This window comes from Phaeobacter sp. S60, from assembly GCF_000826845.1.
GTDB classification, from domain to species: domain Bacteria; phylum Pseudomonadota; class Alphaproteobacteria; order Rhodobacterales; family Rhodobacteraceae; genus Phaeobacter; species Phaeobacter piscinae.
This window is the reverse complement of the sequence record NZ_JSWJ01000003.1, coordinates 263,751-277,249: the sequence shown is the minus strand read 5'-3', so window position 1 is coordinate 277,249 and position 13,499 is coordinate 263,751. Positions and strand designations below refer to the sequence as shown.

At 60.9% G+C, this 13,499-nt stretch carries 14 protein-coding genes; 1 reads left to right on the top strand and 13 read right to left on the bottom strand.

The genetic code is table 11. The features are described 5' to 3' along the window. Positions 1–83 precede the first annotated feature (83 nt). Both ctrA and OO25_RS02855 read right to left on the bottom strand, forming a co-directional pair. Entirely contained in the window at positions 84–803 is a 720-nt protein-coding gene (gene ctrA, locus OO25_RS02860; protein WP_014874550.1) for a response regulator transcription factor CtrA, read from the bottom strand. Positions 804–928: 125 nt separating this feature from the next. After that, positions 929–1,207, bottom strand: coding sequence for a DUF1153 domain-containing protein (locus OO25_RS02855; RefSeq protein ID WP_040104126.1), 279 nt, complete (start codon positions 1,205–1,207; stop codon positions 929–931). 149 nt (positions 1,208–1,356) lie between these two features. Here OO25_RS02855 and mnmA point away from each other — a divergent pair, with 149 nt between their 5' ends. After that, positions 1,357–2,502, top strand: coding sequence for a tRNA 2-thiouridine(34) synthase MnmA (gene mnmA, locus OO25_RS02850; RefSeq protein ID WP_040168934.1), 1,146 nt, complete (start codon positions 1,357–1,359; stop codon positions 2,500–2,502). 98 nt (positions 2,503–2,600) lie between these two features. Here mnmA and lpxB read toward each other — a convergent pair whose 3' ends face one another. From lpxB to OO25_RS02800, 11 genes are all read right to left on the bottom strand, one after another. Beyond that, positions 2,601–3,764: a lipid-A-disaccharide synthase gene (gene lpxB, locus OO25_RS02845; protein WP_040178374.1), complete on the bottom strand. Its 1,164-nt coding sequence runs from the start codon at positions 3,762–3,764 to the stop codon at positions 2,601–2,603. Next, complete coding sequence (locus OO25_RS02840) at positions 3,761–4,549, bottom strand: LpxI family protein (RefSeq protein WP_040168931.1); 789 nt, start codon at positions 4,547–4,549, stop codon at positions 3,761–3,763. The genes lpxB and OO25_RS02840 overlap by 4 nt, the downstream gene beginning before the upstream one ends. A gap of 5 nt (positions 4,550–4,554) precedes the next feature. After that, positions 4,555–5,340 carry an acyl-ACP--UDP-N-acetylglucosamine O-acyltransferase gene (lpxA, locus tag OO25_RS02835; RefSeq protein ID WP_040178372.1) on the bottom strand — a complete coding sequence of 262 codons (786 nt, stop codon included), beginning with the start codon at positions 5,338–5,340 and terminating at the stop codon, positions 4,555–4,557. A 5-nt stretch (positions 5,341–5,345) separates the two neighbouring features. Beyond that, positions 5,346–5,810, bottom strand: coding sequence for a 3-hydroxyacyl-ACP dehydratase FabZ (gene fabZ, locus OO25_RS02830; protein WP_024097392.1), 465 nt, complete (start codon positions 5,808–5,810; stop codon positions 5,346–5,348). 115 nt (positions 5,811–5,925) lie between these two features. Beyond that, the gene (locus OO25_RS02825; protein WP_040178370.1) at positions 5,926–6,576 is read right to left on the bottom strand and encodes an OmpH family outer membrane protein; all 651 of its coding nucleotides are present in this window, start codon (positions 6,574–6,576) and stop codon (positions 5,926–5,928) included. A 5-nt stretch (positions 6,577–6,581) separates the two neighbouring features. Next, positions 6,582–8,978 carry an outer membrane protein assembly factor BamA gene (gene bamA / locus OO25_RS02820; protein WP_040178368.1) on the bottom strand — a complete coding sequence of 799 codons (2,397 nt, stop codon included), beginning with the start codon at positions 8,976–8,978 and terminating at the stop codon, positions 6,582–6,584. 125 nt (positions 8,979–9,103) lie between these two features. Then, complete coding sequence (locus tag OO25_RS23320; RefSeq protein ID WP_255352585.1) at positions 9,104–9,229, bottom strand: hypothetical protein; 126 nt, start codon at positions 9,227–9,229, stop codon at positions 9,104–9,106. A 197-nt stretch (positions 9,230–9,426) separates the two neighbouring features. Beyond that, positions 9,427–10,776 (bottom strand): RIP metalloprotease RseP, encoded by a 1,350-nt coding sequence (gene rseP / locus OO25_RS02815; RefSeq protein ID WP_040178366.1) that lies wholly within the window; start codon positions 10,774–10,776, stop codon positions 9,427–9,429. A gap of 4 nt (positions 10,777–10,780) precedes the next feature. Further along, positions 10,781–11,953 (bottom strand): 1-deoxy-D-xylulose-5-phosphate reductoisomerase, encoded by a 1,173-nt coding sequence (dxr, locus tag OO25_RS02810; protein ID WP_040178365.1) that lies wholly within the window; start codon positions 11,951–11,953, stop codon positions 10,781–10,783. Beyond that, the gene (locus tag OO25_RS02805; protein ID WP_040178363.1) at positions 11,953–12,744 is read right to left on the bottom strand and encodes a phosphatidate cytidylyltransferase; all 792 of its coding nucleotides are present in this window, start codon (positions 12,742–12,744) and stop codon (positions 11,953–11,955) included. The genes dxr and OO25_RS02805 overlap by 1 nt, the downstream gene beginning before the upstream one ends. Further along, complete coding sequence (locus OO25_RS02800; protein WP_040168920.1) at positions 12,741–13,499, bottom strand: isoprenyl transferase; 759 nt, start codon at positions 13,497–13,499, stop codon at positions 12,741–12,743. The genes OO25_RS02805 and OO25_RS02800 overlap by 4 nt, the downstream gene beginning before the upstream one ends.

Genomic DNA, 13,499 nt, shown 5'->3' with positions numbered 1-13,499 from the left:
CAGCCGCAGCAAGGTTCGCGATATGAAAAATCCCGCCGCGGCGGGATCGTTCGGGTATCAAACTAGAGTGGTAAAGTGCCCTCTCAGGCTCCTACCGCCATCCGATGACCACCGGACATCTGGTCGTCCTGCGGGTCGCGCAGCACATAGCCCCGGCCCCAGACCGTTTCGATGTAATTGTCACCGCCCGTCGCCGTGCTCAGTTTCTTGCGCAGCTTGCAGATGAAGACGTCGATGATCTTCAGCTCAGGTTCGTCCATGCCACCATAGAGATGGTTGAGGAACATTTCCTTCGTCAGGGTGGTCCCCTTCCGCAGGCTCAGCAGCTCCAGCATCTGATATTCCTTGCCGGTCAGATGCACGGCCTTGCCACCAACCTCGACAGTTTTTGCGTCAAGGTTAACAGAAATCTTACCGGTATTGATAATCGATTGCGAATGCCCCTTGGAGCGACGGATGATGGCGTGAATACGGGCCACCAGTTCCTCGCGATGGAAGGGTTTCGTCAGATAGTCATCGGCCCCAAAGCCAAAGCCCTTGATCTTGTTCTCGGTGTCATCGGCACCGGACAGAATCAGGATCGGCGTCTCGATACGGGCCATCCGCAGCTGCCGCAGCACCTCGTGGCCATTCATATCGGGCAGATTAAGATCCAGCAAAATCAGATCGTAATCATAAAGCTTGGCCAGATCGATCCCCTCTTCACCGAGATCGGTCGAATAAACGTTGAGGTTCGCATGAGTCAGCATCAACTCAATGCTCTTCGCCGTTGTTGGATCATCCTCAACAAGAAGAATGCGCATATTATTTTCTCCGCCTGTACACTGTTTCCCTCAGGTCGAATTAACCTTGCTGGAAAAAAGTTAATGGCCCGTTACCATGATGGTTAATTTGCGCGATCACCTCAAGTGTGAATGATTTTTTTGTATCAGGATTTACGATAGTCCTTCAAACGGGTGGCTTTCAGGGCGTCCTCACCGAAGTCTGCGACGGCGGAAACCCAGCTGCGAAACTCCTCCTCGCTCAGGCTGTATCGGCGCAATGCCTCGCTCTGCGGGATCAAGCCGTAGAGCACACCGCGCACAACTGCCGCTTTGCGCGATGCCACCCAGCGCCGTGTGGTCTTTGGCGGCAGATCCGCGCGTGTCATCACCGTACCATCGGGCAGGGTCACAGCGCGGGGGCCATCGACTTTCTTCAAGAACATCTTCTCTTCCTTCGTGTGGAGCATCGAAATTGGTCCGTCCCAACATTTCGCGCAAACGCCTTAAGGAGGGATGAACCTGCCCCCTTGAGGATCATTAGGATTTTCCTATATTCTGCGGTGTCTTTCCTACATATCCGAGGAGTCGCCTGATGGCGCAGGATGCACATCCCCAATTGAATTCGCTTGGCTTTGCCAAACCACCCGCCGAAACTCGGGTGGTCGTGGCCATGTCCGGCGGCGTCGACAGCTCTGTTGTTGCTGCACATTTGGCCGATGAGGGCTATGATGTGGTGGGTGTGACCCTGCAACTTTATGATCATGGCGCGGCGCTTGCGAAGAAAGGTGCCTGCTGTGCCGGCATCGATATTCACGATGCCCGCCGCGTGGCCGAGGAGCGGGGCTTTCCGCACTACGTGCTGGATTATGAGAACATTTTTAAGGATGCGGTCATTGATGAGTTCGCCGACAGCTATCTGGCTGGCGCAACCCCGGTGCCCTGTATCCGCTGTAACGAACGGGTGAAGTTCAAGGATCTGCTGGAAACGGCCCGCGATCTGGAGGCCGATTGCATGGCCACCGGCCATTATATCCAGCGCAAGGACGGGCCAAACGGGCCGGAGCTGCACTCCGCCGAAGACGCCAATCGTGACCAGAGCTACTTTCTGTTCTCCACCACCCCGGAGCAGCTGGACTACCTGCGCTTTCCGCTCGGCCATCTGCCGTCAAAGGATGCCACCCGCGAGATGGCGTCTCAATACGGTCTGGCCGTCGCGGATAAGCCGGACAGCCAGGACATCTGTTTTGTCCCGAATGGCGATTATGCCAGCGTGATCGAAAAACTGCGCCCCGGTGCGGCAGACCCCGGCCAGATCGTCCATGCCGATGGGCGCGTACTGGGCAGCCATGAGGGCGTCATTCACTACACCATCGGACAGCGTCGCGGTCTTGGCATCGGCGGGCTGAGCGAGCCGCTCTACGTGGTGAAGCTGGATGTTGACACCAAACAGGTAGTGGTCGGCCCCAAGGAGATGCTGGCCACCCGTACGATCCCTGTGCGCGAGATCAACTGGCTGGGGGATGAGGCGTTCACCAGCCGCGACGCATGGCATCTGAAGGTCAAGGTACGGTCGACCCGCCCCCCGCGTGACGCCATCATCCGCCCGATTTCGGAGACCGAGGCGGAGGTCGAACTGTTGACCCCCGAGGAAGGCATCTCCCCCGGTCAGGCCTGTGTGTTCTACGCCGGTGAGGGCAGTCGTATTTTTGGCGGCGGCTGGATCTGGCGCGGCTACTGACAGGCACCTCTAAAAACCAAAATCGAGATAGTGTCTGAGGGCAGAGCTGCCCTCAGGCGCGGCTCTGCATCCGGCAGGCGTCAGGTCGGGGCGGAGGACTACGTCGGCAGACGATCCAACACGGCGCGGGCCGCGCGCAGGCCGGGATCTTCGCCGCCCTCACCCAACCGCTCCATCGTGGTGGCCATGGCAGAGGATTGCGCGGTCGGCTCCGCCTTCACTTTGATCAGCGCCTTTGCAATTGCCTCCGGCGTGCACTCAGGGCCAAGGCATTCCGGCACCACACGGGTGTCGCTGACCAGATTGACCAGCGTCACAGTATCAATCAGTGCCATCCGCCGCATGATGTGCCAGGTGAGCCACTGGAACTTATAGGCGATCACCATCGGGGTGCGCGCCGCCGCCAGCTCCAGCGAGACGGTGCCAGAGGCTGCCAATGCCAGATCCGCCGCTGCGAAAGCTGCGCGTTTGTGCGCCTTCGCCACCTCAGGCTCCAGCGTATTGGGGTCAATCACCACCGCCGTATCCGACCATTCCGCCAGATGGCTGCGGACCAGATCGGCAACCGGACCCGCAGCAGGCACCACAATCCGGTATTCCGGGTGACTGTCCTGAAACTGTTTGAGCGCGGCGCCAAACACCGGCGCCAGACGTGTCACCTCAGAGCGGCGCGACCCCGGCAGCGCCAGAACAGTTGGCGTATCGTCAAGCTGGTAGGCGCTGCGAAAACCGGCAATCTCTTCCGCCGATGCCTGTGGTTCGCCCACAACGGGGTGGCCAACAAAATCACACTCCATACCAGCCGCCTGCATATAGGGCGGCTCAAACGGCAAGAGCGCCAGCACATGGTCGATCACCTTGGCCATCTTCTGTGCGCGCTTGGGACGCCAGGCCCAGACCGAAGGCGCGACGTAATGCACCGTGCGGATAGTGCTGGCCTCTTTCACCAATCCAGCGACCCGCAGGGAGAAATCCGGGCTGTCGATGGTGATCATCACATCCGGCTTCATATCCAGCACTGCATCCGCAGTTTCACGAATGCGACGTTTCAGGTGACGGTACTTCGGCAGCACCTCCGCCAGCCCCATCACCGATAATTCCGACATATCGAAGCGCGAGACCAGCCCCTGCTCTGCCATCAACGCGCCGCCCACCCCCTCGAAACTGACATCCGGGCGAAGCTGGCGCAGACCAGCCATCAGGGCCCCTCCCAGCCGGTCCCCCGAAGGTTCCCCCGCGAGGATGAACACCCGCAGGCTCATGCGCTGCGCAGCCAGAGAAACAGGCCCAGGCGATTGCAGGTGGCCACCACATCATCCTGGTTCAGGACAATAACGCCCCCCGCTTCCAGCACGATCCCGGAGAGCCCGGCCTTCGCCGCCAGCTCAACCGTCTGCACGCCGATGGTGGGCAGATCTGCGCGGCGGTCCTGCCCCGGTTTGGGCGCCTTGAACAGCAGCCCACCGGTGCCATCCGGGCGTTTTTGCAGCGCGCTCAGCATCCAATCGGTACCAAAGAGGTTCTCCACCGCAATCGCCTGCCCCCGACGCACAGCACAGGACTGGCCCACATCGGCGCGGCTCATGGCGTCCACAACCTCGGCGCCACGCTCTGCATCGGGCTTGTCCAGTTCGCCCGGTTTGATCTCGGTCGGAATGCCTTCGGCCATCAGCAGATCCGGTGCCACCTCATGAGCGGCGCGCACGGTCATACCTGCCTGTTCAAAGATACCGATGATGGCCCGCAGCGCGCCGTCATCGCCGGCCGCCAAAGCGCCTTGAAGCACCGGCACCAGCGGCAGGGTCTCGGCGTCGATCTCGCCGGGCTCAATCGCCGGACGACGCACCGCCCCCGCAAGGCAGATCTCCGTCACGCCTGAGGCTGCCAACCGCGCGATAAAACTGCCGAGTTGTTCCAGACGAAAGGTCAATTCCGGCTCGATGTGATCCGGCTCCGATCCGCGCATCGCGCAGATCAGCGGTCGATCAGACAGGCGTGCGGCCAGTTCGGCAGGCAATGCGCCCTGCCCTGCAATCAATGCCAGCATTGTGATCAGCCCCCCGGCGTCAGGAAAGAGCGGTCGCTCTCACCGGTGATGAATTCGACGATTTCCTGCACGTATTCGCTGTCGCTTTCGGCACCCAGACGGCGCGCACGCTCCTGAAAGGTGCCTTCACCCTGTGCCAGCATCTGAAACGCGGCCCGCAGCGCGGTGATATCAGAGCGTTGCACGCCCCGGCGTTTCAACCCGACAAGGTTCAGCCCGTCCAGCTCCCCGCGCGGGGCCTGCACCAACCCATAGGGAATCACATCATTGGTCACCATGGTGACGGCCCCAACGATGGCACCGTGCCCGATCCGCACCCATTGGTGGATGCCAGACAGACCACCGATGATGACGTCATCTTCCAGCACGCAATGGCCCGCGACCGCGGCTGAGTTCACAACGATCACCCGATCCCCGACCTGCGCGTCATGGGCGATGTGACAGCCGGCCATGAACAGGCCATCGTCGCCGATTTTGGTAACACCGCCGCCGCCTTCTGTGCCGGCGTTCACCGTCACATGCTCACGGATACGGTTGCGCTTGCCGATCACGGTCTTGCAGCGCTCGCCCTTGAACTTCAGGTCCTGCGGGATCTCCCCCAGAACGGCGAAGGAAAACACAACTGTATCTTCGCCGATCTCGGTATCACCGGTCACCACAACGTGAGATTTCAGCTCCACCCGGTCGCCAAGCACGACATCAGAGCCAATCAGGCAGAACGGGCCGATGACGCAATCCGCACCGATCTTGGCCCCCTCTTCAATCACCGCGCTGGGGTGGATCCGGCTCATCTGGGTCAATCCTTTTGCACGTCGACCATAGCGGAGAATTCCGCCTCTGCCGCCGTTTCACCATCAACAGTCGCGACGCCCTTGAATTTGAAGATCTTGCCGCCGGGCTTGCCACGGGTGGTTTCCACGCGCATTTCCAGCACATCCCCGGGGATCACTTTGCGACGGAATTTGCATTTGTCGATGTTCATGAAATAGATCAGCAGCTCGGTGTCGATCATATCCATGCCAACGCCCAGCATCACCCCGGCGGTCTGCGCCATCGCCTCAACGATGGTGACGCCCGGCATGATCGGCGTGCCCGGGAAATGGCCCTGAAAATGCGGCTCATTCATAGTGACATTCTTGATGCCACAGGCCGAGGAATAGCCATCGATCTCGACGACCTTATCGACCAGCAAAAACGGGTAGCGATGCGGCAAAATCCGCTGGATCAGGTGAATGTCGGCGCTTTTCAGCTCGGTTGTCATTGCGGTTTTCCCGTTTTCTGAATGTTAGGTATGTCCTAGCAAGTGGCCACAGCTTCGGCAAGCCGCCGGGCAGGTCCGGGCAGATCTGACCTCTGCCAGACCTGCGATCTCCAAATCACTCGCTGTCGACCTCAGATTGACTGTCGCGACCATCGCCCAGAACCTCATTCACCCGCGCAATCGCCAGATCTGTCACATCCGCCGCATCGGCACTAAGGAACACGCTGGCATGCTCCAGAATGGCCCCGGCGCCCGCTTCCAGCATGATCTGCTGCAGCACGGGCAAGGACGCAGTGAAGAAATCGCGCCGCGCGTCTTCGCCCATCTGGTTGATATCACGCAGTTTCTGATCCTGATTGCGGCGGGTTTCCTGCACTTTCTTGTCAAAGGCATCCGCCAACGCGCGAAAGGCCTCGGGATCCATACTGCTGCGCCGCTCCGTCAGATCCAGCTCCTCCGCACGCAGCTCCGCCTCGATCCTGCGGTTCTCCGCCGTCAGCACCGCGCCCTCGGCGTCCAGCTCCTGCGTGACCCGTTGGCCAAAGGCACTCTCGGCATAGAGCCGCTCGGACTGGATGGTCAACAGCCCCGTCTGTGGCGACCCCAGTTGCAGCGTTTCCCCAATCGGAAACCCCGCCGCGGGCACCGTCGCCTCCTGCGCGATACCGGGCTGGCTCATCAACGGCAGCACGACAAGAGCGCGCAGAAAAGGCGCCAGCCAACCAGCCAGCGCCCCCCTGTGCCGTGTGTCCACAGCTTGTGTCATTGCGATCAGAACCGCGCCTGAAGTGTCAGGTCAAAGCTCTGCTCCTGGTCGAAGTCTTCTTTCTTCAGCGCCTTGGAGAAGTTGAAGCGCAAGGGCCCGAAACCTGTGGTCCACAGCAGCGAGAAGCCAACAACATGACGATAAGAGCCGCCGCGTCCAACGATATTGCCACCGGCAGCGCCGGTCTCGGCGTTGTTCAAACCCCAAAGGTTGCCAACATCATAGAACAGACCACCGCGCAGTCCGATCTCTTCGGGCAGGCCCAGCGGGAATTCCGCATCAAAACGCGCAGCTGCGTAGTAGTTGCCGCCGAGGAAGTCGTTGTAATTTCCGCCGCTTCCGTTCGGTGACTGATCCCGTGGGCCAATCCCACCGGGTTCAAAACCGCGCAGGATGCTGGGCGACAGAACAAACCGGTCGATGGAGCGGCTGAACCCGTCCCCTTGCCAGCTGAATGCACCCGCCTCGATGGTGGCGCGCAACGTGACCTCTTCGTTGAAGACACGACGCTGGGCGATGAACTTCGCAGTGCTGCGCAGATATTCAGAGTCTCCGCCAAGCCCTGCATAGTCAGCGCCAACCTGGATCAAATACCCCGAATTCGGGTCCAGACCGTTCAACCGGCTGTCCACCGTATAGGTAAAGCCGATGGTGCTGGCGTTGATAGCGCCCTGATTGATCTCGCTTCGGACAAGCGGCCCGGCCAGCGGGAAGCCAGAGGAATCGTCGCCCCGGCTGATCATCTCGTCCTCATCCCAAGTATAGCGCACCTGAAGATTGCTGTTTTCAGAGGTCTGGAAGGTCAGCGCAGGCGAGAAAAACGCCCGCTTGGTATCATAAAGGGCGAAACTGGAATCGGTCTCCGAAAAGCCCAGATCCAGATCGAACCGCAGGTCGCGACCCAACAGGTAGGGCTCTGTAAAGCCGAGAGTATATTCTTCTTTATCCTGCGCAGTGGAGATGTTGAACGACAGACGCTGGCCACGGCCAAGGAAGTTGTTCTCCGACAGGCCCAGGCTGATGCCGAAACCATCGTTGACCGAATAGGCCCCGCCAAGGCTCAGCGATCCGGTTGGTTTCTCTTCGACGTCCACATCGACAACCACCTCACCGGCGCTGCCGCCTTCACGAACGTCTACTTCTGCGGTCTCAAAGAACCCAAGCGCCCGGATGCGTTCTGCGCTCTCGCGGATTTCACGCGGGTTGAACGGGTCGCCTTCAACTGTGCGGAACTGTTGACGGATCACCCGGTCCAGAGTGGTTGTGTTGCCTTCGATATCAATCCGCTCAACAAACACGCGTGGTCCGCGGGTCAGAACAAAATCGACATCAAGGGTCAGATCCCGATCATTGCGGGTGATGCGCGGCTCCACCCGCAGGAAATCGATCCCCTTGCGGATGGCAAAGGTTTCCAGTCGCCGGATCGCATTTTCAACAACGCTTGGGGAATAGGTCACGCCGGGGCGCACTTTCAGCACCTTGCGGAACTCATCAGCGTCGGCTTCCGACATTTCGCTGGTGACCGAGATCTCACCGAACTCAAACTGCTGGCCCTCGGTGATATCCACCACCAGGAAGGCGGCGTCGCGTTCTTCGGTGACTTCGGCGTTGGTGCTGTTGATACGCACATCCACATAGCCGCGCGACAGGTAGAAATCGCGCAGAACCTGTTTGTCGAACTCAAGGCGGTCTTCAATCAGCGTATCCGCCCGAATGAAGGTCCGCAGCAGACCCGCCTGTTTGGTTTCCAGCACGCGACGCAGGCGACGGTCGGAATAGACCCGGTTGCCCACAAATGACACGCGCTCCACCTCAATGGTATCGCCTTCGGAAATTTCGAACACCAGATCAACGCGGTTGTCGCTGCGCCGGATGATGCGCGGTGTCACGGTCGAGGCCAGACGCCCCTGCGCGCCGTAAGCTTCCGCGAGGTTGGAGGCATCCCGTTCGGCAACTGTCGGGTTAAACACCCGGCGCGGCGCTGATTCTATCAGCGCCAGCATTGCATCATCTTTGATACGGCGATTGCCTTCAAAGCTGATTTTGTTGATGGTCGGGAATTCGGTCACCTTGATCACCAGCGTGTTGCCCTGCGGCACGATCTCGACGGTTTCAAAAACACCACTGTCGAGAATACGCTGATAAGCATCATTGAGCTGACCGGCACTGACGGATTTGCCCCGTTCAATGCCTGTATAGGCCACAATTGTTGAGGTCTGGATACGTTGATTGCCCTCGACCTGAACGTTTGTGAAACTGTAGCTCTGCGCCACTGCGACCTCTGGCGTCAGGACAAACCCCAATGCAATTGCCAGCGCCGCGGCAGATACGTTTCTATACAAAATATGGGCACCCAATTTGCGCCCCCCACAGGATGTACCCGTGTGCTTCCCCCGAACCATCAGTCAAAACCCGATTTTTTTACAGCTTAATCCGTGCGTATCGGGTTTATCGGCGCTTGTCAAAAACAACAAAAAGGCGCGCGGGATCACCCCACACGCCAGATCGCTTACAACAGCTTGAAAACTCAGAGACTGCCGATCCAGGCACCGGCGGCAAGCGCGCCCAAAATCGTCGCCGCAGACATGGCGCGATCCCAGTTGAGGCGCATAAATAGACCAAATCCAGTATTGGTAATCTGCAGGGTGCTCATGGCGTCCACTCTCCCACTATCAATAAAGATCCCACATCCGCCACAACCTTGCCGCGATCTGCGACGCCGTTGCCCACTGGCGGCTTACCAAAGGATTAACAAAGGAATGTGGCGACAGTTGGGCGCGCCAACCCGTCACAGGATCCGGACCCGGATCACAGCGCCAACCGGGCCATCCCCGGTCGGCGAAAAAGCGCTTAGCAGAAGATGTCGTTAAAGAGCGCAAACATCATCAGGCTGAGAATAGCAGTGATCCCCACAGTCATCAGGATCCGCATCACCGCGTCATTGGGCGGTTTCCCGGTGACGGCCTCATAGGCGTAGAACACCAGGTGGCCACCATCCAGCGCCGGGATCGGGAACAGATTCAGCAGCCCGACGGCGGTGGACAGCACCGCGATAAACCGGATGAAGCTTTCGGCCCCCTGGCTCGCCATCGCGCCGGAGGTCTCAGCAATGCCAATTGGACCGGAGAGGTTACAGGTGCTGATCGCGCCGGTGATCATATGCCCCAGCCCAGAGAGTGACATTTCAACCACGCCCCAGACCTGCGCCGCGCCACCGCCGAGGGCCTCGCCGACACCAACCGTCTCCGTCGCCGGGTCAAAGGCAAGACCACCGGCAATCCCCATGCGCCAGCGCGTGGCGAACCCGCCCTCTGGCTGTGGCTCATCGACACGCCGTGGCGCCAGCGCCATCTCAAACTCTTCGCCCGCGCGCCAGACATCCAGCAGCAGGACCTTGCCCTCCGCGCTTTCGACCGCCCGTTTCAGCTGATCGAAGGCAAAGATCGGCGTGCCATCAACGGCGGTGATCACATCCCCCGGCTGCAGGTCGATATCGGCGGCGGCACTGCGCGGCGCCACACCGCGCACATGCGGGGGCCAGGGATACGGGCCATCGACCTCGACCTCCCGCTCATCCCGCAGCACAGTATAGGTCAGCGGTTGCTGCTCCGGCACCGCATCGCGGAAGGCGGTGAAGGCGGCACCGTCCTCCAGAGAGGGCACATCGACCCCTTCGATCTGCAACAGCGCGTCGCCTTCGCGCAGCCCCGTCTGCAGCCCCGGCAGCGGCACCAGCCGCTCCACGGTCAGCGGATCGCGCATAGTGCCTTGCAGCATGAACACACCCGCAAAGATCAGCGCCGACATGATGAAGTTGAACACCGGCCCCGCCGCAACCGTTGCCGACCGCGCCCAAAGCGGCGCGCCATGCATGGTCCGGCGCAGGGCGACCGGATCAGCGGCAGCATCTGCCATCGCATTCGCATCTTTGCCCGAGGCCGCATCGGCATCCCCAAGGAACTTCACGTAACCGCCAAACGGCAACAGCGCCACCTGCCAGCGGGTGCCGCGTTTGTCGACGCGGGAGAACAGCACCGGGCCAAACCCCAGTGAGAACACCTCAGCGTGGATCCCGGACCAGCGCCCGACGATATAGTGGCCATATTCATGCACAGCGACAATCACCGACAGCGCCACCACAAAACTGGCAATCACATAGAGATACCCGCCAAGCTGCGGAAGAAAGGAGACGAAATCCAAGGGCTTACCTTACATAGTCTAAAATTGCGTTGTCGGCTTCCATACGGGCGAGATGGTCGGTCCGGCTCACCGTATCAAGGGTCATTGCCTCATCTAGCCCGCGATCCGCGCTGTCAAACTGTGTCAGCACCCGCGCGACCACCGCCGCCATATCCAGAAACCCGATGCGCCCGGCGATGAAATGATCCAGCGCGCGCTCCTTGGCGGCGTTGAACACCGCCCCCATCAGGCCGCCCCGGTCCATCACGTCATAGGCCAATTGCAGGGCCGGATACCGTGCCGGGTCAGGCGCGCGGAATGTGAGCGTTGCCAACCGCGCCAGATCGAGCCGCTCAACCGGCAGCTCCCGCCGCTCCGGCCAATGCAGCGCATAGCCGATGGCATGGCGCATATCCGGCGCGCCCAGATGCGCCATCAGCGCCCCGTCGCGAAACCCGACCAGCGCATGAACGATGGATTCAGGGTGAACGACAACCTCGATCTGCTCAGGCGCCACGCCAAAGAACTCACGGGTTTCAATAACTTCCAGCGCCTTGTTGAACATGGACGCGCTGTCGATGGTGATCCGTTGCCCCATGTCCCAATTGGGATGGGAGGAGGCCTGCGCCACCGTGGCTGTCTTCAGCTGCTCCTGCGGCCAATCCCGGAATGCCCCGCCAGAGGCGGTGATCACCACCCGCTCTACGGCGGAGATATCCTCGCCGACCAGCCCCTGAAATACCGCCGAATGCTCACTATCGACCGGCAACAGCCGCGCGTTGTGGCGCCGCGCCGTCTCCAGCAGCAGCGCCCCCGCGCAAACCAGCGATTCCTTGTTGGCCAGCGCCAGCGTGGCGCCCTGTTTCAGCGCCTCCAGCCCCGGTGCCAGCCCGGCCGCGCCAACAATGGCCGACATCACCCAATCCGCAGGACGCGCCGCCGCCTCAGCAAGCGCCGCCTGCCCTGCGGCAGCGGCCACACCTGACCCGTCCAAAGCGGCCTCAAGCGCAGACAGCTGGTCATCATAAGCGGTGACAGCGATATCCGCCTTCAGCGCAATCGCATCCTGCGCCAGCCGGGCAATATTGGCGCCACCAGTCAGCGCCACCACATCATAATCGCCGGGCGCCCGCCGGATCAGGTCAATCGTGTTCTGACCAATGGATCCGGTGGCCCCGAAAATCGAGATCTTCCGCATTACATCGTCCCGCCGGGCAGACCCCAAAGGCTGAGCACCAGAAGCACCATCGCGGCTGCGCCCAGCATCCCGTCAAACCGGTCGAACAAGCCGCCGTGGCCGGGGATCAGCGCGCTGGAATCCTTCACGCTCATCTTGCGCTTCAGCGCGCTCTCGGCCACATCACCGGCCTGGCTCGCCATGGAAACCAGAACCGACAGCACCACCACGCCAAAGCCCAGCCCCGCCTGCGCTGCAAAAATCGCGCCGACAATCGCCGCCGCGACCCAGCCGGCAGAGGTGCCGGACCAGGTTTTCTTGGGGCTGACACGGGGCCAGAATTTCGGCCCGCCAAAGGTTTTACCGGCAAAATAGCCCGCGACATCCGTAGCCACCACGACCGAGATCAGCCAGACCATCCAGTCCAGGCCCAATGTGCTGCGCATCCAGATGAAGGCATAGGCGGCGAACAGCACCCAAAGCGCAAAGCCAAGGTAAATGCCGCGGCGAATATCCAGCGCAACCGCGCCGAGGATGGCCGGGATCAGCAACAGACTCACGGCCCCGCTGCCCGCCATCAGAGCCGCCGCCAAAACCGCGCCCATCGACAGGACACCCAGCGGCAACGCCACCCCCTGACGATGCGGCGCAACCATGCGCAAAAGTTCCCAGATCATGCCACCACCGGCCGCCGCGATCAGCAGGTCGAAGACCACGCCACCACGCCAGACAGCCCAGCCGCCCACAAGGATCATCACCACGGCAGAAATCAGCCGGGGCATAAGGTCGGCCCAACGCCCTGCGCCGCTCATGTTTTCACCGCGCCAAACCGGCGATCCCGCTGCCCGTAGCTGCGACACAGCCGGTCCATTTCCTCAGCAGTGAAATCCGGCCAAAGCGTATCAATGAATTCATATTCTGCATAGGCCGACTGCCACAGCAGGAAGTTGGAAATCCGCGCCTCCCCGCTGGTGCGGATCACCAGATCCGGATCCGGCAGCACATGGGTATCAAGATAACGCGGCAGAGTTTCCTCATCCACATCCGCAGGGTTCAGCCGCCCGGCCGCCACATCTTCGGCCAGCCGTTTGGTGGCACGCGCCACCTCATCGCGGCTGCCGTAATTCAGCGCGATAGTCAGATGGGTGCCGTCATTACACGCGGTTTCCTGTTCCAGCTGATCCATCAGCGTGACCAGTTTCTTGTCCAGCCGAACCCGGTCACCGATGAAGCGCACCCGCACGTTGCGCTGCGACAGCGCCTTCATCTCTTTGGAAATGTACCGCCGGAACAGGCTCATCAGGCCTGCCACCTCAACCTGTGTGCGTTTCCAGTTTTCCGTCGAGAAGGCAAAAATGGTGAGGTATTTCACCCCCAGTGCCGGGCAGCATTCCACCACCTCACGGACGCGTTTGGCGCCCGCATGGTGGCCGAACAGCCGCGGACGGCCCCGCGCCTGAGCCCAGCGGCCATTGCCATCCATGATGATGGCCACATGTTTGGGACCGCGTTGCGGGGCAGGCTCGCCCTCACTCGGCGCCAAGGCGGTGTCTGTGCTCTGTGACAT

Excerpts from the sequence above, each read along its gene's own strand:
- OO25_RS02800 (WP_040168920.1), bottom strand. The coding sequence starts at position 13,499 with ATGTCACAGAGCACAGACACCGCCTTGGCGCCGAGTGAGGGCGAGCCT.
- fabZ (WP_024097392.1), bottom strand. The coding sequence starts at position 5,810 with ATGACAACCGAGCTGAAAAGCGCCGACATTCACCTGATCCAGCGGATT.
- bamA (WP_040178368.1), bottom strand. The coding sequence starts at position 8,978 with ATGGTTCGGGGGAAGCACACGGGTACATCCTGTGGGGGGCGCAAATTG.
- OO25_RS02840 (WP_040168931.1), bottom strand. The coding sequence starts at position 4,549 with ATGCTGGCATTGATTGCAGGGCAGGGCGCATTGCCTGCCGAACTGGCC.
- dxr (WP_040178365.1), bottom strand. The coding sequence starts at position 11,953 with ATGCGGAAGATCTCGATTTTCGGGGCCACCGGATCCATTGGTCAGAAC.
- OO25_RS02805 (WP_040178363.1), bottom strand. The coding sequence starts at position 12,744 with ATGAGCGGCGCAGGGCGTTGGGCCGACCTTATGCCCCGGCTGATTTCT.
- lpxA (WP_040178372.1), bottom strand. The coding sequence starts at position 5,340 with ATGAGCCGGATCCACCCCAGCGCGGTGATTGAAGAGGGGGCCAAGATC.
- mnmA (WP_040168934.1), top strand. The coding sequence starts at position 1,357 with ATGGCGCAGGATGCACATCCCCAATTGAATTCGCTTGGCTTTGCCAAA.
- OO25_RS02855 (WP_040104126.1), bottom strand. The coding sequence starts at position 1,207 with ATGTTCTTGAAGAAAGTCGATGGCCCCCGCGCTGTGACCCTGCCCGAT.
- lpxB (WP_040178374.1), bottom strand. The coding sequence starts at position 3,764 with ATGAGCCTGCGGGTGTTCATCCTCGCGGGGGAACCTTCGGGGGACCGG.
- OO25_RS02825 (WP_040178370.1), bottom strand. The coding sequence starts at position 6,576 with ATGACACAAGCTGTGGACACACGGCACAGGGGGGCGCTGGCTGGTTGG.
- OO25_RS23320 (WP_255352585.1), bottom strand. The coding sequence starts at position 9,229 with ATGAGCACCCTGCAGATTACCAATACTGGATTTGGTCTATTTATGCGC.
- ctrA (WP_014874550.1), bottom strand. The coding sequence starts at position 803 with ATGCGCATTCTTCTTGTTGAGGATGATCCAACAACGGCGAAGAGCATT.